Annotated in this window: 16 protein-coding genes and 2 pseudogenes; 3 read left to right on the top strand and 15 right to left on the bottom strand. The window is 68.6% G+C overall.

What is annotated here, in order from left to right; translation table 11 throughout:
- Positions 1 to 8: 8 nt before the first annotated feature.
- The 11 genes from F1735_RS25170 to F1735_RS25120 are packed head-to-tail and all read right to left on the bottom strand — an operon-like array spanning position 9 to position 10,351.
- Positions 9 to 1,046: a radical SAM protein gene (locus F1735_RS25170; protein ID WP_167239480.1), complete on the bottom strand. Its 1,038-nt coding sequence runs from the start codon at positions 1,044 to 1,046 to the stop codon at positions 9 to 11.
- Complete coding sequence (locus tag F1735_RS25165) at positions 1,034 to 2,401, bottom strand: aspartate aminotransferase family protein (protein ID WP_167239479.1); 1,368 nt, start codon at positions 2,399 to 2,401, stop codon at positions 1,034 to 1,036. The genes F1735_RS25170 and F1735_RS25165 overlap by 13 nt, the downstream gene beginning before the upstream one ends.
- Positions 2,398 to 3,450, bottom strand: a complete 1,053-nt coding sequence (locus tag F1735_RS25160; protein WP_167239478.1) for a hypothetical protein — start codon at positions 3,448 to 3,450, stop codon at positions 2,398 to 2,400. Before F1735_RS25160 ends, F1735_RS25165 begins: the two co-directional genes overlap by 4 nt.
- A gap of 4 nt (positions 3,451 to 3,454) precedes the next feature.
- Positions 3,455 to 3,868, bottom strand: a complete 414-nt coding sequence (locus tag F1735_RS25155) for an acyl carrier protein (RefSeq protein ID WP_167239477.1) — start codon at positions 3,866 to 3,868, stop codon at positions 3,455 to 3,457.
- Positions 3,869 to 4,543: a nitroreductase family protein gene (locus F1735_RS25150; protein ID WP_167239476.1), complete on the bottom strand. Its 675-nt coding sequence runs from the start codon at positions 4,541 to 4,543 to the stop codon at positions 3,869 to 3,871.
- Complete coding sequence (locus F1735_RS25145; protein WP_167239475.1) at positions 4,540 to 5,274, bottom strand: SDR family oxidoreductase; 735 nt, start codon at positions 5,272 to 5,274, stop codon at positions 4,540 to 4,542. Before F1735_RS25145 ends, F1735_RS25150 begins: the two co-directional genes overlap by 4 nt.
- Positions 5,271 to 6,416: a beta-ketoacyl synthase N-terminal-like domain-containing protein gene (locus tag F1735_RS25140; RefSeq protein ID WP_167239474.1), complete on the bottom strand. Its 1,146-nt coding sequence runs from the start codon at positions 6,414 to 6,416 to the stop codon at positions 5,271 to 5,273. Before F1735_RS25140 ends, F1735_RS25145 begins: the two co-directional genes overlap by 4 nt.
- Complete coding sequence (locus tag F1735_RS25135; protein WP_167239473.1) at positions 6,413 to 7,681, bottom strand: beta-ketoacyl-[acyl-carrier-protein] synthase family protein; 1,269 nt, start codon at positions 7,679 to 7,681, stop codon at positions 6,413 to 6,415. The genes F1735_RS25140 and F1735_RS25135 overlap by 4 nt, the downstream gene beginning before the upstream one ends.
- Entirely contained in the window at positions 7,678 to 8,688 is a 1,011-nt protein-coding gene (locus tag F1735_RS25130; protein ID WP_167239472.1) for a beta-ketoacyl synthase N-terminal-like domain-containing protein, read from the bottom strand. The genes F1735_RS25135 and F1735_RS25130 overlap by 4 nt, the downstream gene beginning before the upstream one ends.
- Complete coding sequence (locus tag F1735_RS25125) at positions 8,685 to 9,887, bottom strand: beta-ketoacyl-[acyl-carrier-protein] synthase family protein (RefSeq protein WP_167239471.1); 1,203 nt, start codon at positions 9,885 to 9,887, stop codon at positions 8,685 to 8,687. Before F1735_RS25125 ends, F1735_RS25130 begins: the two co-directional genes overlap by 4 nt.
- Positions 9,884 to 10,351 carry a 3-hydroxyacyl-ACP dehydratase FabZ family protein gene (locus tag F1735_RS25120; RefSeq protein ID WP_166870061.1) on the bottom strand — a complete coding sequence of 156 codons (468 nt, stop codon included), beginning with the start codon at positions 10,349 to 10,351 and terminating at the stop codon, positions 9,884 to 9,886. Before F1735_RS25120 ends, F1735_RS25125 begins: the two co-directional genes overlap by 4 nt.
- Before the next feature lie 127 nt (positions 10,352 to 10,478).
- Between F1735_RS25120 and F1735_RS25115 the strand changes: the two genes are divergently transcribed.
- The 3 genes from F1735_RS25115 to F1735_RS25105 all read left to right on the top strand — a co-directional run bounded on the left by F1735_RS25115 (position 10,479) and on the right by F1735_RS25105 (position 13,334).
- A complete protein-coding gene (locus tag F1735_RS25115; protein ID WP_167239470.1) occupies positions 10,479 to 12,302 on the top strand; it encodes a radical SAM protein in 1,824 nt (607 codons plus the stop codon).
- Positions 12,302 to 13,042 (top strand): SDR family NAD(P)-dependent oxidoreductase, encoded by a 741-nt coding sequence (locus F1735_RS25110; RefSeq protein WP_167239469.1) that lies wholly within the window; start codon positions 12,302 to 12,304, stop codon positions 13,040 to 13,042. The genes F1735_RS25115 and F1735_RS25110 overlap by 1 nt, the downstream gene beginning before the upstream one ends.
- Before the next feature lie 124 nt (positions 13,043 to 13,166).
- Positions 13,167 to 13,334, top strand: coding sequence for a hypothetical protein (locus tag F1735_RS25105; RefSeq protein WP_167239468.1), 168 nt, complete (start codon positions 13,167 to 13,169; stop codon positions 13,332 to 13,334).
- 51 nt (positions 13,335 to 13,385) lie between these two features.
- Here the strand turns inward: F1735_RS25105 and F1735_RS35785 are convergent.
- The 4 genes and pseudogenes from F1735_RS35785 to F1735_RS25090 form a co-directional block, all read right to left on the bottom strand.
- A pseudogene (locus F1735_RS35785) lies at positions 13,386 to 13,595 on the bottom strand (hypothetical protein); the annotation flags it as partial.
- 152 nt (positions 13,596 to 13,747) lie between these two features.
- Positions 13,748 to 14,338: a FecR domain-containing protein gene (locus F1735_RS36790; RefSeq protein ID WP_229505949.1), complete on the bottom strand. Its 591-nt coding sequence runs from the start codon at positions 14,336 to 14,338 to the stop codon at positions 13,748 to 13,750.
- Complete coding sequence (locus tag F1735_RS36785; RefSeq protein WP_229505948.1) at positions 14,260 to 14,709, bottom strand: DUF4880 domain-containing protein; 450 nt, start codon at positions 14,707 to 14,709, stop codon at positions 14,260 to 14,262. Before F1735_RS36785 ends, F1735_RS36790 begins: the two co-directional genes overlap by 79 nt.
- Positions 14,706 to 15,173: pseudogene (locus tag F1735_RS25090) on the bottom strand (sigma-70 family RNA polymerase sigma factor); the annotation flags it as partial. The gene F1735_RS36785 and the pseudogene F1735_RS25090, both read right to left, overlap by 4 nt.
- Positions 15,174 to 15,297 lie beyond the last annotated feature (124 nt).

The following is a 15,297-nucleotide window of genomic DNA, read 5'->3' as shown; positions in this document are numbered from 1 at the left end:
TTCATGGTTCATTGGGAGCGCATGCGCGTGGAGAGATCGGCCAGCGAGCGCATGGTCGAACCCTGCCCCAGCGCCTGGGTAAAGCCGCGGCACAGCGTCCAGCAATCCTGGCAGCGCGCCACGGAGTCGAGTCCCTTCATGCGGCCGACAATCTGCGCCAGCGCTTCCTCGCGCACATTGCCGACCACCGAATCGATGCGCTCGATGCAGGGCGAGACGTTACCGAGATGGTCGATATTGAATGACTGTTCGCCGGCGTGGCAGGCCGGCATGGGGCCGCGCCCGACAAAGGCGTCCATGCGTTCGAGGTAGTCGCGGAAGGTGCGCAAGTGCGGGTAGCGCTGCCACAGGTCGAGCATCCTGGCGCTGAGCGACACGTCCGGCAACTGGTCCTGGTCGCTCTTGCCGCGCCTGAAACCGTCGGTCGAGAGCAAGGTGACGCAGTGACCGACGCCGCGCGCCGCGCTCATTTGCAGCAGTTTTTCGAGGTCGTCCTGGTTTTCCTTCATCAGGATCGTCATCACATGCACCTGCGCGCCGCCGTGGGGCGCATGCGCCAGCAAGGCGTCCACGGCGCGCCAGGCCTGGTCAAACGCGCCGTCGAGCCGGCGTTTCCGGTCGTGGCGCGCGGCGTCGGCAAAGTCGATCGACACGCCCACCTGCGCCACCCCGGCCGCAAACAGCCCTTGCGCCTTGGCGTCATCGACAAACCAGCCGTTGGTGTACAGGACCGGCGCATGGCGCTGCGCAAACGCCCGCACGATCTCGATAATGTCCGGCCGCAGCAGCGGTTCGCCCCCTTCGACCGACACCAGGAAGGTGCCGATCTTCGCCAGTTCGGCCGCCACGCGCTGGTAGTCGGCCACGGTCAGCTCCAGGCGCGGGGCGACGCCGTTCGGCCAGAAGCCGCAAAACGAACAGCGCATATTGCAGCGATTGGTCACCTGCACCAGTACCTGGAACGGATGCTTGCGCAAAACGCCGCCCACGAAGCGCAGGTCGCGGCTGGTGCGGGCCAAGAGGCCCGGGCCTTTCAGAATTGCCATCCACCCCTCCATTGCGCGCCCGCGCGGCGCGTGACGTCCGCCACGATGGGCGCGATTGAGCGATAGTCGTCGAGAATCGCACCCACCGCCTCGACCACCGCATCGATGTCTTCCGCGCCGATGGTCAGGGGCGGCTCTAAGCGCAGCACGTTCCAGCGCGACGACGCGGGTTGCGCCAGGATGCCCGCTTCCAGCAGCCTGACCGCGACCCACTGGCCGAACATGCCTTCCGAAACCTTGTCCACCAGTGCGGGCGCCAGCTTGTCGAGCCAGGAACTGCCGGTCGGGCCGAATTCGATCCCGACCAGCAGCCCGCGCCCACGCACTTCCTTGACCAGCGGGTGCCCGCGCAGGCGTTCGCGCAGGCCGTCCAGCAGGCGCGCGCCTTGCCGGGCACTGCGCGCGACCAGGTCTTCTTCGCCGATCAGCTCCAAGGTCCTGAGGGCGGCGGCGCAAGCGAACGCGTTGCCCTGGTAGGTGGAGCTGTGCAGGTCGAAGCGCCCGGCGCCGCCGTAGGCCTTGTCGAACAGCGCGCGCGAGGTCACCGCCACGGAGATGGCGGCCAGCCCGCCGGAGAATGCCTTGGCAAGGCACAGCACATCGGGCACAAAGTCTTCCGCCTCGTGCGCGAACAGCGTGCCGGTGCGACCAAGGCCGGTCTGGATTTCGTCAAGCACGAGCAGCGTGCCGCGCGACCGGCACAGCGCTTGCGCGGCGCGCAGGTAGCCGGGCGGCGCCAGCACCACGCCGCCTTCGGCTTGCAGCGGCTCGACCAGGAAGGCGGCCGGCTTGCAGGCCTTGAGGGCGCGATCGAGCGCATCGAGGTCGCCGAAGGGCACGCGATGGCAGCCGGCCAGCAGCGGCTCGAACGGCTGGCGCAGGCGTTCGGCACCCATCACCGACAAGGTGCCCAGCGTGGTGCCATGAAAGCCGCCGTCGCACGAGACAAAGTCGCTGCGGCCGGTGGCGGCGCGCGCCAGCTTCAGGCCCGCCTCCACCGCCTCGGCCCCGCTGCTGGCGAACAGGCTGATCTCGAGCGGCGCGGCCAGCCGCTTTGCCAGCGCCTCGGCCAGCGCCGCCGCGCCCGCCGCCGGCCCGGTATGGCAAAAGTGCAGCACCTGCTCGTCGAGCAGCTGGTGCAGGCGCGCGATCAGTGCGGGATGATTGTGGCCCAGGTTGACCGAGCCGAAACCGGCCAGGCAATCGAGATAGCGCCGCCCCTCGCTGTCCCACAGCCACACGTCGCTGGCGCGCACGAACACGCGCCCGTAACCTAGCACCCCGAGCAACTGGATGAAGGAGGGATTGATGTACTTCGCGTAGGTTTGCGAGACCGGGTGTTCGCTTTGCTTCATGCGGTTCCCAATCCGAGTTCGGCGCGCAGGCGCGCATCCGACGAAGGCCGCCAGATTTTCTGGTCGAGCCAGAAGTGGTGGCAGAACAAGCCCCAGTACAGCGCCAGGAACACCTGGGCCGATGCCGATCCGGGCGCCGCACCCACCGGCGCCCCGCCGCGCGCCACGTTAAGAAGCACGTACAGCAGCGACGCCGCCAGCATGAGGGCATACGCCAGCACCGGCCCCGCCGCCCGCGCCGGTTTGACGCGGCGGCGTTCGGTGGCGATGACGATGCCGATGTACTGCAAGCCGTGCAGCGTGCCGCCGACGATGGTCGCCGCCATGAACACCTGCTCGGTGGTGAGCGGGTTCGCCAGCAGCGGCTCGCGCATGCCGACCGCGAACAGCGAGAACAGGGTTGTGCCCACCGCGACCACGAGGCCGAACACGCCGGGCAGCACCGCGCTGCCGCGACGCCAGCGCCGCACCAGCAGCGCGGCCCACCACAGCATGGCCGCCGCCAGCAGCGCGCCCAACGCGGCAATCGCAGCGGCGCCCCAGCTTACGCGCCGCGCCAGGTCCAGGTTGGCCGGATGCGCCAGCGCGAGCAGGCCAAAGGCGACCCACAAGATGCCGTGCAACAGGCGCGTATCGGCCTTGCGCGCGACGGCGTCGGCCTCGCCCAGGCGCTGGTACACCGACAAGATGCCGTGATGCTGGCGCACCGCGTGATGAAAAGACCACAGCGCCACGAAGCCGAGGAACAGCAAGAACGGTTCCGGGCGGCCGCTGATCCAGGTCGCCCCGAGCAGAACGGGGCCGGGCAGCAGCCAGGCGAGGCTGGTCCACAGCAGGCAGCCACGCTCGCGCCGGAAACCGGCGTCGAGGTAGGTGCGCTGCCAGGTGGCGCACAGGTGCGGGCCTTCCACCAGCCAGATCCAGGCGAACCACAGGGGCAGCACGGTGCCCGGTGCGGCCAGCATCAGCAAGCCCGCCGCCAGCGCCACGACGCCGCTTCCAAAAAAGAAGCAGGCGTCGAACAGCGGGCCGCCGATCCAGCGTGTCATTGTGTCAGGCCACGTTGCTGGTGCGCTGTGCGAGTTTGCCGACGACCAGGTGTACGAAGGTCTGCACCGTGAACAGGCTGAGGATCTGGCCCGGATGCAGGCCGGGCTTGATCTGGTCGGCCACTTCGGGCATCAGCTCGCGCAGGCGCGCCAGGCCGGCGTCCGAAATCACGCCCCCGGGCGCGAATTCGTCGTCGGACATGTCGCCGCGCGCGGCGCGTTCCAGCTCGCCGCGCGTGACCTGGATGCCGTAGGTGCGTTCGAGCTTGAACACGATATCGAGAAAATCGAGCGACTCTGCGCCCAGTTCTCCGATGAGGCTGACCGTCGGCGGCACGTCGCCGGCGGGAATGGCCAGCGATTCGCCCACGATGGCGCGCACGGTGTCTTCGATTTCCTGGGGAGTTGTGGTGGTCATCTAATTAGTATCCTCGTCGGTATGTTCATCTTCGAACCAGCGGGCCACGCGGCCCAGCGGTTTGCGCGGTTTTTGTTCGGGTGCGGGGCCGGCCGGGTAACCCAGCGCGATCGCACCGACCATCTGCCACGGCGCGGCGATGCCGAGCAGCGCGCAGATGCGGTCGCGCGCAATCATCGGCCCCGCCATCCAGCATCCACCAAGGCCGCTGGCGTGGGCCTGCAGCAGGAGGTTCATGACGGCGGCGCTGGTGGAGCACAGTTCGGCCTGCATGGCGCCGGCCGTGTGGTACGCCGACGGATCGGCCCCGCCCGAGGCGAGCAGGTTGGCGATCAGGTCGGGGAACTCGCGATACTGCGGGACGATGATCACGGCGGCGCTGATCAAGGGCTCGTGGAAAAAGTCGCCGTAGCTGCCGAAGTCCTCGGCGTGGTGGCCGCGCGCGATGACCGCCTTCATGTCGTCGGCGCGCTCGCGCACCGCTTGGGCGATGGCCGCGCGCAGGCTGCGCGAGCGCACCACGGCAAACTGCCAGGGCTGGCGGTTGCTGGCCGAGGGCGCGCTGGTGGCGGCCATCAGCAGGCGTTCGATGGTCTCGCGCTCGACCGGGCGATCGGAAAATTCGCGCGTGCTGCGGCGCGAGAGAAACCAGTCCAGGGTGCTCTGTTCGTTCATTCCGCCTTGAATCCTCCATCCACATTCCACACCTGCGCGGTGACGTAGCTGGCCTCGTCGCTGCACAGGAAGGCGACCACGGCGGCCACTTCATGCGCGCTGCCGACGCGCTTGAGCAGGATGCGCTTGTTCAGTTCTTCCGGCGCCAGGGCGCGGATGTCGCGCGTCATGTCGGTCTCGATCACGCCAGGCGCGACCGCATTGACGCGAATGCCGCGCGGCGCCAGTTCGACCGCGAGCGCCCTGGTGAACGCTTCGACGGCGCCTTTGGACGCGGCGTAATTGCTCTGGCCACGGCCGGGACGCGTCGCCGCCACCGACGACATGTTGACGATCACCCCGCGCCGGCGCGACACCATGCGGCGCGACGCCTGGCGGCAGCAATTGACCACACCCGAGATATTCACCGAAAAGACATCGTCGAAGTCGGCCGGCTCGCTGGCGCCGAGCAGCGTGTCGCGCAGCACGCCGGCGTTGCAGACGAGGACATCGAGCTGGCCATGCCTGGCGTCGATGTCGGCGAACAGCGCGTCCACCTGCGCCGCATCCGATACATCGGCGCGCGCGAGATAGCACACGCCACCGAGCGCCGCGACCTGACCGGCCACGCTGGCGGCGGCGGCTTCGTCCCGGCGGTAATTGAGGATGACGGTAAAGCCCTTGCGCGCCAGTGCGAGTACGATGGCGGCGCCGATGCCGCGCGAGCCGCCGGTAACGAGTGCGGTTTTCATGGCAGCTCCACGCGGACGATGCCGGCCAGGCCCGGCGCGCTGGCGGACAGGCCGATGGCCGAACGGTGATTCGATGATTCGGCTCGCAGGAGCGGGCGCAAGGGGCCGGGCGCAGCGGCGCGCAAGAGCGCCACCGGCGGCATGCGCTGGCGTTGCAGCAGCTCTGCCAGCGCGATGGCTTGAACAACTGAAGTGGCGGCGCCGATTTGTCCCATGGCGCTCATGATACAACACAGGGGCGCGCCGGCGCCGGTGATCGCGGCAACCAGCTCGCGCTCGGCCGCGTCGAAGCCCGGCAGCGCCAGGCCGCAGCCATCGACCGCGTCGCCATGCCGCGCAAGCCTGCGTACAAGGCGGGCCAGCAGCGCCGCTTGGGGCTCGCCCTTTTCGCCGTCGGCGCCATCGAGCGCTTCGATGCAGGCACGCGCGGGGCCGGCTTGCTGCAAGACCAGCGCGGCGGCGGCTTCGCCGGGCACGAAACCCTGCGCGGCGATGTCGTAGGGCGCCGCCAGCACGGTCGATACAGAGGAGCCGCGTGCGGCCAGTTCGACCAGCGTTTCCGGCTCGACCAGGCTGTCGTAGCCGACCACCAGCGCCACGTCGACGGCGCCGGCGGCCAGCGCGCGGATCGCACCGGCCAGCGCCTGCGCGCCCGCATTGGCGCCGCCGTAGGTCGCGCCCTCGCCGCGCGCGCCCAGTTCCTGGGCGGCGATGGCGTGCGCATTGTTCGACAGGTGCTGCAAGATCCAGAACGGGTGCAGCAGCGCCAGGCCGCGCTCCCATGCGGCCGCGCCATCGGCCTGTTGGTGCTCGAATGCGGGCATCAGGTCGTCCCAGTGGGCGCGCAAGCCGCCGTAACCGAAGAACAGCCCCACGCGCTCGCCGCCGCTCACGCCGGCGTCCCGCATCGCCTCGGCCGCCACCTCCACCGCGTACAAGCCCATACGGCGCAGGAAGCGCGCCTGGCGCGACGGCGCCGGCGGCGCGGCGATGGTGGCGGCCAAGGTGCAGGCGTAGCTGCGCGCATCGAAACGCGCGTTGGGCCGGGCGGCGCGTTCGCCGGCCAGCAGGCGTTCGATGACCTCGTCGATGCTTGAACCGAGCGGGGTGCGCCATGCGCGGCCGGTCAGTGCCGCCTTCATGCGGGCCGCCCGAGGATCAAAGACACGTTCTGGCCGCCGAAGCCGAACGAATTGCTCAGCACCGCGTCGACACTCGCCGCACGCGGCGTTTTGATGACATCCACCTCGCATTGCGGGTCCGGGTCGCGATGGTTGGCCGTTCCCGGCAGCAGATTGCGTTCGAATGCGAGCAGGCAGGCGGCCGCTTCGATCGCTCCCGACGCCGCCATCAGGTGCCCGATGGCGCCCTTGACCGAGCTCACTGGCACCGCGCGCGCGCCGAAGACGGCGGCGATGGCGCGCGCTTCGGCCACATCGTTGAGCGGCGTGCCGGTGCCGTGCGCGTTGATGTAGCCGATATCGGCGGGCGCCAGTTTTGCGCGCCCGAGCGCCACTTCCATTGCGCGCCGCGCGGCAGCGCCGTCGGGACGGGGCGCGGTGACACGGTAGGCGTCCTGGGTGCTGCCGTATCCGAGCACGCGCGCGAGCACGCGCGCGCCACGGCCGGCAGCCCGCTGTTCCGATTCGATCACGAACATGGCGGCGCCCTCGCCGATCACCAGGCCATCGCGGCGCAGGTCGAACGGGCGGCAGGCGTCGGGCTCGTTGCGCGGCGACGGCGCGCCAAGGCGCGACATGCCGCCCAGGCCGAACGGGTTGACCATCGAATCGGCGCCGCCGCACAAGACGATGGCGGCCGCGCCGCGCTCGATCAACGACGCCGCGTGGGCAATCGCCAGCCCACCGGCGGCGCAGGCCGATGCGTTGACGATGACCTGGCCGTGCAAGCCAAACACGTCGCCGACCAGGCGCGCGCCCAGGTCGACGTCGGAGCGAAAGCGAATGCCATCATGCCCGCCGGCGGACCAGTCGATCGCCTGGCCGCTGAACATGGGGCCAAAATCGTCGAGAAAAGCCTGTTCCAGTCCAAGCGCCATCACCAGCGACGCTTCGTCTTCGGCCCCGCCGCAGCCGGCCATGCGCCACGCCTCGACGGCGGCCAGCAGCGCGAACATGCATTTGCGGTCGCGCCATGCACCGGCGCGTTGATACGCGTCGAGCACCGCTTCGGCGTGGCCAAGGTCGCCGAGATGCGTACGCAGCCAGTCGCGCCCGATGCCGCCAGCGGTCACTTCGCAGGCCATGCGGGTGTCGAAGGCGCAAGCGTCGAAGGAGCGCACCGGCGCGATGCAGCTGCGTCCATCGGCCAGGCCGTCGAACAAGGCAGGCATGCCGACGCCGAATGCGCTGACCGCGCCCACGCCCGTGATGACCGCGCGCCTCATGCCACGCTCCCGAAACGGGCGACGCCAAGGCCGCCGTCGATACCGGCGCTAAACACAACGGCGCGGCGGCAGCGGCCCTGGCGTATCAGGTCGAGCGCCACGCACCAGGCCAGCGCGGGCGCCGCCGCCAGCGCGTCACCAAGACACAAGCTGACGTCGAGTGCATTGTCATGACCAAGCCGCTTGCGCGCCTCGCTACCCCACGGCGCGATGACGACCTTGGCATCCGCGCATGCTTCGGTCAAGCCGGGGTTGCGCTCCCAGGCGCGCGCGCTGTGGAAACTGACGGCGTCCAGCGTCGCCAGCGCTCCGGCGGCGCAGGCGGACAAGGCGAGCAGGCCCGCACCCTCGGCCGGAACCAGGCCGCGCGCGGGATAGCCGGCGGCGCCCAGCTGCGTCCAGGTAACCGGATGCAGCGCCGAATCGGCGCCGCCGGCGAGCGCCGTATCGCATTCGCCCGAGGCCACCAGCCAGTGCGCTTCGCCCAGTGCGGCCAGGGTGCCCGTACCGCGCGAATAGAAGGCGCCGTTGGGGCCTGCCGTGCCATTCATGATCGCGCCGTGGCAAAGCGTGAAATTGTTCATCAACTGGAATGCGAACAAGGGATTACAGGCGGCCAGGCCGGCGCCGCCGAAGCGCTCCAGCGAAAAGGCATGATCGACGATGCTGGCCGCCAGCATGCGGGTCAGTTCATCCATGGAGCAGCCGGACGCGCCCACGCCCAGGTACAGGGCCGCCTGCTCGCGCTGCCGCGCCGTCCAGCGCGCGTCGGCAAGCGCCAGGCGCAGGGCCACGGCGGCCAGGCGCGCCGGGTGTGCCATCAGCTTGCGGGCGCGCGCATCGACATCGATACCGGCCGGGATTGCCGGCACTTCGGCCGCCATGATGCTGCCATGCGTGGCCCAAAGCTGGCCGCTGGGAGCAAACCCCTTGAACGCGGCCAGTGTGTACCAGTCGAAACCGGATGCGCTGACGGCCGCCGCGCCGGATATATATACCTGCCTCACGCGCAGCGCCTCGCCACCAGACTGCAATTGGCGCCGCCGAAGGCGAAAGCATTGACCAGGGCGGCGGTGACGTTCTTGCGGATTGCGCTAGTGAACACATGCGGCAGCGCGCAGGCCGGGTCGGGTTGAACCAGGTTCGCGGTCGGCAGCACGATGTCTTGCTCCAGCGCCGCGTGGGCGCACAGAAAACCCAGCGCACCCGCGCCGGCGATCCAGTGGCCAAGCGCCCCTTTGACCGAGCTGACATGGGCGGCGTCGAGGCTCGCGCCCAGGACGCGCCGCAGCGCCAGCGCTTCGACCGCGTCGTTCAGCGGCGTCGAGGTGCCGTGCGCCTGGATGTAGTCGACCGCATCGAGGCCAGCGGCGGCGAGCGCAATGCGCATGGCGCGCGCCGCGCCAATGCCCTGCGGGTCGGGTGCGGTCAGGTGGTGGGCGTCGAGACTGCGGCCTTCGCCGGCCAGTTCGACATTGGCATTGCCGCGTTCAACCGACAGCACCACCATGGCGGCGCCCTCGCCGACCACAAAACCGTCGCGCCGCACGTCGAACGGGCACGAGACGCCGCGCGCGCTCAGTGCGCCAACGCGGCCGAAACCGGCCAGCATCATCGGATCGACATCGGCGCCGACGCCGCCGCACAGGGCCACGTCGCACACGCCGAGGCGGATCGCCCGCGCCGCTTCGGCAATCGCGCTCGCGCCCGAGGCGCAGGCCAGCGAGATCGTCACCGCCGGGCCGTGGGCGCCGTATTCGAGGGCGAGCGCCGAGGTGACGGCGGCGGGCGAGATGATGGAGGCGTCGAATTCGGCCACCAGCGCCGCCGCCTTGACGCCGAACTGCGCATGGTCGAAGCGCGCGCCGCCGCCGGCGCCACGGGTCAGCCCATGCAGGGTGGCGAATGGCGCACGGCCCGATTCCGCGCCGAGGAAGATGCCGAGGCGTGCAGGCGCGACATCGACGGCGGCGCCCTGCCACGCTTCGCGCGCGGCGACCCGCACCAGCGCCAGGCGGCGGTCGCCCGTGTGGGTGAAGCCGTCGATCTCGGCGCCGGCCGTCGATGGAAAACCGGTCACGTCAAAGCCACGTACCTGCCCGATGGCGCTGCGCCCGGCGGCCAGCGCTTGCAGCGAGGCCGGCCAGTCGGCGCCCAAGGCCGTGATGGCGCCGACGCCTCGCACGAACACGCGGTTTGGCGTCATGGCTCCTCGGCCGAGCCGGTGAGCCAGATATTGAGCACCTCGCGGCGGCGCGCCAGCAGTTTGGGATTGGTCACGCGGGCGAAAGCGAAGGCCAGTTCGGCCTCGGCCACCAGTTTGCCGTCCACGCGCGCCATGGCGCGCACCTGGCCGCCATCTTCATGCACCACGATGCCGTGGCATTCGAGTTCCATCTTGTCGCCTGCGCGCACCTGATGGCGGAACTTGGCGCGGTCCACCGTTACCAGCAGTGCGTGCAGGTCGTGGCGCCCTTGTTCGCGCATGCTCGCTTCGACCAGCACGCCGCCCAGCTGCGCCATCGATTCGATGATCATCGCGCCGGGCATGATGGGGTGTCCCGGAAAATGGTCGGCAAAAATATCATCCGACAGCGACACGCACTTGACTCCCGACGCCAGTTGCGGCGGCACAAGCGCCGTAATTTTATCGAGAAGTATGTATCGCATCCGCACTGCCCTTTACGTAAGCCGATTGCCACTGGCGGCGCCCAACGGCCACTCAAGACATGCAATTCAGGTTAGGATATCCTAAAGTTAACACCCAACACTAGTAGATCATCGTTGAAAGGCTCAAATGGAATGTACCAGCTGCGACACGAGCACCGTGCGCAAGGATCGCGAGCACACCTTCTTCATGCACGAGATGGCCATCTGCGGCGGCTGCACCGCGCCAATCGAGGCGCGCGTGGTGCTGCGCGACGATGGCGTGGTGCGCCTCATTCACTGCAAGCAGTGCGGCCCTTCCGAACAGATCGTGTCCGATGACGCCAAGCAGTGGATGGCGGGCTTTCTCGCGCGCGGCCAGGTTGACCCGGGCAAGCTTGGCGACCACTATTTCAAGCACACCACGTCGACCTGTCCGGGGTGCCTGGCATTGCTGCCGGCCGATGTGGTGATCCGCGACGGCAAAGTCTATTTCGTGAAGAACTGCGAGAAATGCGGCCCGTCCGAGGCGCTGGTGTCGGAAGACGCGGCCTACTACGTGGACGCGTACTCGTACGCGCGCGCCGGCACCGAGCCGCTGGTGTTCGCCACCGAGGTGGACCAAGGCTGCCCGACCGACTGCGGCACCTGCGGCGACCATGAACAGCACACCTGCCTGCCGATCATCGAGATTACCGATTACTGCAACCTGGAATGCCCGGTCTGCATCGTCAACAACACCAACGCGTATCACCTCTCGAACGAGGCGTTTACGCGCATGATCGACACGCTGGTGCGCAACGAGGGCCAGGTGGAGTCGATTGCGCTGTCCGGCGGCGAGCCGACCAGCCACCCGCGCCTGATGGAGCTGATCGCGATTGCCACGCGCGAGGAAATCGGCCGCATCGTGATCATCACGAACGGCTTGCGCCTTGGCCGCGACCGCGCCTTTGCCGAGAAAATCAAGGCCAGCGGCGCCTACATCGCGCTGCAGTTCGATGGTTTTACGGCCGATACGCACGAAAAGATCCGCGGACGCGACCTGTGCGACGAAAAGAGCGCCGCGCTCAAGATGCTCAAGGACCTCAATATCCCGACGCAGCTCATTTTCGTGGCCGCGCGCGGCGTCAACGAGCACCAGATCGGCCAGGTGGTGGAGATGTTCCTCTCGGAAGACCACTTCTTGTCGCTGAACTTCCAGCCGGTCGCCTTTACCGGCGCGGGCGGCGGGCAGTTCGCGCACGACCCGATGGACCGGTTGACGATTCCGGGCGTGATCAAGGCAATCGAGGAGCAAACCAACGGCAAGCTGAAGGTGAGCGATTTTGCGCCCCTGCCGTGCTCCCACCCGCAGTGCGTCTCGCTCAGCTACCTGCTGCGCATGAACGACGGCAGCCATATTCCGTTCGGGCGCTTTGTCGACTTCCGCACGCACGGCACCTTGCTGCGCTCCTCGGCCACGCTGGGCGCCTCGCCCGAGATTCACGATGCGATGAGCGATGTGGTACACGACGTGTTCGCGCGCCAGGACGAAATCGAGCGCTCGGCCGACATCCTGGCGGCGCTGCGCCGCACGATCGACGTGATGTTCCCGAACCGGCCGGTCAGCGCCAAGGAAGCGATTCACCTGGGCGAGCAGCAGGCCAAGTCGATCTTCTTGCACCACTATATGGACCGCCACGACTTCGACCTGGAACGGCTGCGCAAGTGCTGCCACCATTATCCGCAGGTGGACGGGCGCATCATGCCGGCCTGCGGCTTCAATATGTTCCACCGGGGCGCGGCCAAGGGGCCGGAGACCGAACTGGCGGCATGGGGCAAGAAGCCCTGGACCACGGACGCGCCGGTGCAGGTCGTGCAGTTCCACCGCACCGACACGCGCCAGGCGCTGACCGGCATCGGGGTCGATGAAACGCCGGCGCGCGCGCCGCATTCGATCGGCCTTGGCGGCGGTAAACCAGTGGTGCTCAAATAATGGGGATGCTCGACGGACGGACCGCATTGGTCACCGGCGGCTCGCGCGGCCTGGGACGCGCCCTGTGCATGGCGCTGGCGCGCGAAGGCGCGAACGTGGCCTTTAACTATTCGCGTTCGGTGGCCGAAGCCGAGGCGGTGCTGGCCGCGCTCAAGCAACTGGGCGTGAAGGCGTGGGCGTTCCAGGTGTCGGTGCTGGACAAGGCGGGCCTGCAGGGCATGGTGCGCGCCATCGAGCAGGATGCGGGGGCGATCGATATCCTGATCAACAACGCCGGCATCGGCCAGGTGGTACCGCTCGCGCTGATGGAAGAAGATGACTGGGACCGCATGATGAACACCAACGTCAAGGGGGCGTTTTTGACCACGCAGGCGGTGCTGCGCGGGATGATCCACCAGAAGCGCGGGCGCATCTTGAATATCAGTTCGCTGGCGGGCGTGAAGATGATGCAGGCGCCGGTACACTACAGCGCGGCCAAGGCGGCGCTCAAGGGCATGACGGAGGCGCTGGCGAAGGAAGTGGGCCGCTACGGCATTACCGTCAACTGCCTGGCGCCGGGCGTGCTCGATGAAGGCGTGAGCGGCAATGTGCCGGCGGCGAAAATGACGGAATACGTGCGCCATTGCGCGCTGGGGAGACTGGGAACGGTAGAGGAAGTGGCGGAAGCGGCGGCGTTTTTTGTCTCGGACAAGAACAGTTATATGAGCGGAGCGACGGTAGTCATCGACGGCGCGGTGTGAGGGCGCTGGCTTTGCTCGTGCCCGCGTTGGCGGCCGGCGTCGTACACGCCCAGCCGGCGGTGGTGGAAGTGAACGCCAGCCGCGACAGCTGCGATGCGCGGCGCGACGATACGGCCGGCATGGTTTGTGGAAACTGGACAGCAAGCTGCAGTTAAGACTGAGCATCGCCAATGCGCTGCGGCATGACTGGATCAGCGACCGCAGCTACGCGGGCGCGGCGGGCAGCTATGGCACCCGCTCCACGCAGCCGGGCAAGACCTGGGTGCGGGCAATGCTGGAAGCGCGCTTCTGACGGCGCGTGCTAGACGGCGCGTGCCAGACGGCGCGTGCCCCGGCGCAAGGTCGACTTGAGGGTATCGATCTCTTGCGCGCCGACCACGCTGACGGACTGCGGCGTTTCAATGATCGGCGTGTCGGTTTTGGTGGCCGTGGCGCTGCGCCGGGCCACGTAGCCGCGGATAGGGCCGCTTGCAGTCTCGGGCTCGGCGTTGTCGAGCACGGTGATCGTCGGCAGCACGGCGGCTGCGCCACGGTGGAGCGTCAAGGCCGGTCGAAGCGCTGAAGGCGGAATGGAGGAATGGCGGTACGGATGGGTCATGGTGTGGTCCTGGTTCGAAGGATGCGGGAGTGCTTACCTGTATCCCGAACGAAAACCGGAAACCCGCAAGCGGAAACGACGATTTCCGCAAAAAATCTGACACGGCCTTAGCAACGGGCGCGCACGGTGACCCAGTAGCGGCTGCGATAGGCCACGGCGACCGCCAGCGCCAGGTTGCGCAGTGCGCGATCGGTGTCGCGCAGCGAAAACACGCCGGTCACGCGCATGGCGGCAATGGCGGGATCGCAGCGCAGCAGACCCGGCCGGTAGCGCGCCAGTTCGGCCACAAAGTCGACCACGCGCATGTCGTCGGCCACCAGCAAGCCGTCCGACCAGGCGGCGGCGCTGGCTTGCACCGGCCCGGACGGCGCGATGCGTTCCTGCGAGAATGCCGCGCCCTGGCCGGCGTCGATGCGCACGGCAGCGTGACGATGCTTGCGCGCGCGCAGCTCGACAGCCCCGTCGAGCACGCCGACACGGGTCACATCCGCCTGCTGGCGCACCAGAAAGCGGGTACCGAGCGCTTGCACCACGCCATCGCGCGTGCGCACCCGGAACGGGCGTTGCGCGGCCATCGGATCGGGCGCGGTCGTGACCAGGATTTCACCGGCGCGCACGATCACAAGGCGCTCGGCGCCGCCGAAGCGCAGGTCGATCGCCGTGGCGCTGGCCAGCACCACCTGGCTACCGTCGGGCAAAACGAGCGCGCGCGTGGCGCCGGTGGAAGTGCTGCGATCGGACGCGATGCGGTCCCAGGTTGCGGGGCCGCCAACGACCAGGCGGCGCCCGCGCTCACGCCCAGGCCAAGCAGGTGCAGCGCACGGCGGCGCGTGACCCAGGCGCTGGCCGCGGGCTCGCGCAAGGCGTGCTGGGCAATCTCGCGCGGAACGCTGACCAGCTTGTCTTCGACGGCTTGCAGGCGGCGCCAGGCGCGTTCGTGGTCGGGATGGGCCGCGCGCCACGCGCCGCACGCGGCCTGGTCGGCCGCGCTGGCCTGGTCCGACCACAGGCGCGCCATCCAGGCGGCGGCCTGGCTGACGGTGGCGGGATCGAGCGGGACTGCGCTCATGAGGGGATCGCGCCCTGCCGCGCCGGGGCGTACAGTGCGCCGGCGCACACCTGCAAGGCCGTGGCGATGTACTTTTCCACCGACGAGACCGACACCTGGAGGCGCTCGGCGATGTCGCGGTAACTCATTCCTTCGAGTTTGTACAGCAAGAGCGCCGAGCGGGCCTTGGCCGGCACGCAGTGCAGCAGCGCATCGATCTCGACCAGCGCTTCGAGCGTGATGGCGCGCGCCTCTTCGGACGGAGCGTGCGCCGCCGGCAGCAGCGCGATGGCCTCAAGGTAAGCCAGTTCGATCTGGCGCCGCCGGTACAGGTCGACCACGAGGCCGTTGGCGACCTGGGTCAGGTGGCGGCGCGACTGCCAGGGCGGCGGCACGCGGCCGCTGGTGAGGATGCGCAGATAGGTGTCATGCGCCAGGTCGGCCGCATCGCAGGCGTTGCCCAGCCGTTTGCGCAGCCAGCCGCGCTAGCCTGAATGTTGCATAAACCGCCGCCGCAGCGTCACTTTTCCGATGCCGGAGTTTTTCAACTTAAATCGGAATGTCGCGGGCGATAGCGTCCCTACCCAATTGAACGGGACAGTCAATGAA

This window comes from Massilia genomosp. 1, from assembly GCF_011682185.1.
Taxonomy (GTDB): domain Bacteria; phylum Pseudomonadota; class Gammaproteobacteria; order Burkholderiales; family Burkholderiaceae_D; genus Telluria_A; species Telluria_A rubra.
Note: the sequence above shows the minus strand (reverse complement) of the source record. Positions and strands in the feature narration are given on the sequence as shown.

Coding starts and splice junctions, on each gene's coding strand:
- F1735_RS25170 (WP_167239480.1), bottom strand. CDS start 1,046: ATGGCAATTCTGAAAGGCCCGGGCCTCTTGGCCCGCACCAGCCGCGAC.
- F1735_RS25125 (WP_167239471.1), bottom strand. CDS start 9,887: ATGACGCCAAACCGCGTGTTCGTGCGAGGCGTCGGCGCCATCACGGCC.
- F1735_RS25140 (WP_167239474.1), bottom strand. CDS start 6,416: ATGAAGGCGGCACTGACCGGCCGCGCATGGCGCACCCCGCTCGGTTCA.
- F1735_RS25155 (WP_167239477.1), bottom strand. CDS start 3,868: ATGACCACCACAACTCCCCAGGAAATCGAAGACACCGTGCGCGCCATC.
- F1735_RS25160 (WP_167239478.1), bottom strand. CDS start 3,450: ATGACACGCTGGATCGGCGGCCCGCTGTTCGACGCCTGCTTCTTTTTT.
- F1735_RS25150 (WP_167239476.1), bottom strand. CDS start 4,543: ATGAACGAACAGAGCACCCTGGACTGGTTTCTCTCGCGCCGCAGCACG.
- F1735_RS25165 (WP_167239479.1), bottom strand. CDS start 2,401: ATGAAGCAAAGCGAACACCCGGTCTCGCAAACCTACGCGAAGTACATC.
- F1735_RS25120 (WP_166870061.1), bottom strand. CDS start 10,351: ATGCGATACATACTTCTCGATAAAATTACGGCGCTTGTGCCGCCGCAA.
- F1735_RS25110 (WP_167239469.1), top strand. CDS start 12,302: ATGGGGATGCTCGACGGACGGACCGCATTGGTCACCGGCGGCTCGCGC.
- F1735_RS36785 (WP_229505948.1), bottom strand. CDS start 14,709: ATGAGCGCAGTCCCGCTCGATCCCGCCACCGTCAGCCAGGCCGCCGCC.
- F1735_RS25135 (WP_167239473.1), bottom strand. CDS start 7,681: ATGAGGCGCGCGGTCATCACGGGCGTGGGCGCGGTCAGCGCATTCGGC.
- F1735_RS25115 (WP_167239470.1), top strand. CDS start 10,479: ATGGAATGTACCAGCTGCGACACGAGCACCGTGCGCAAGGATCGCGAG.
- F1735_RS25145 (WP_167239475.1), bottom strand. CDS start 5,274: ATGAAAACCGCACTCGTTACCGGCGGCTCGCGCGGCATCGGCGCCGCC.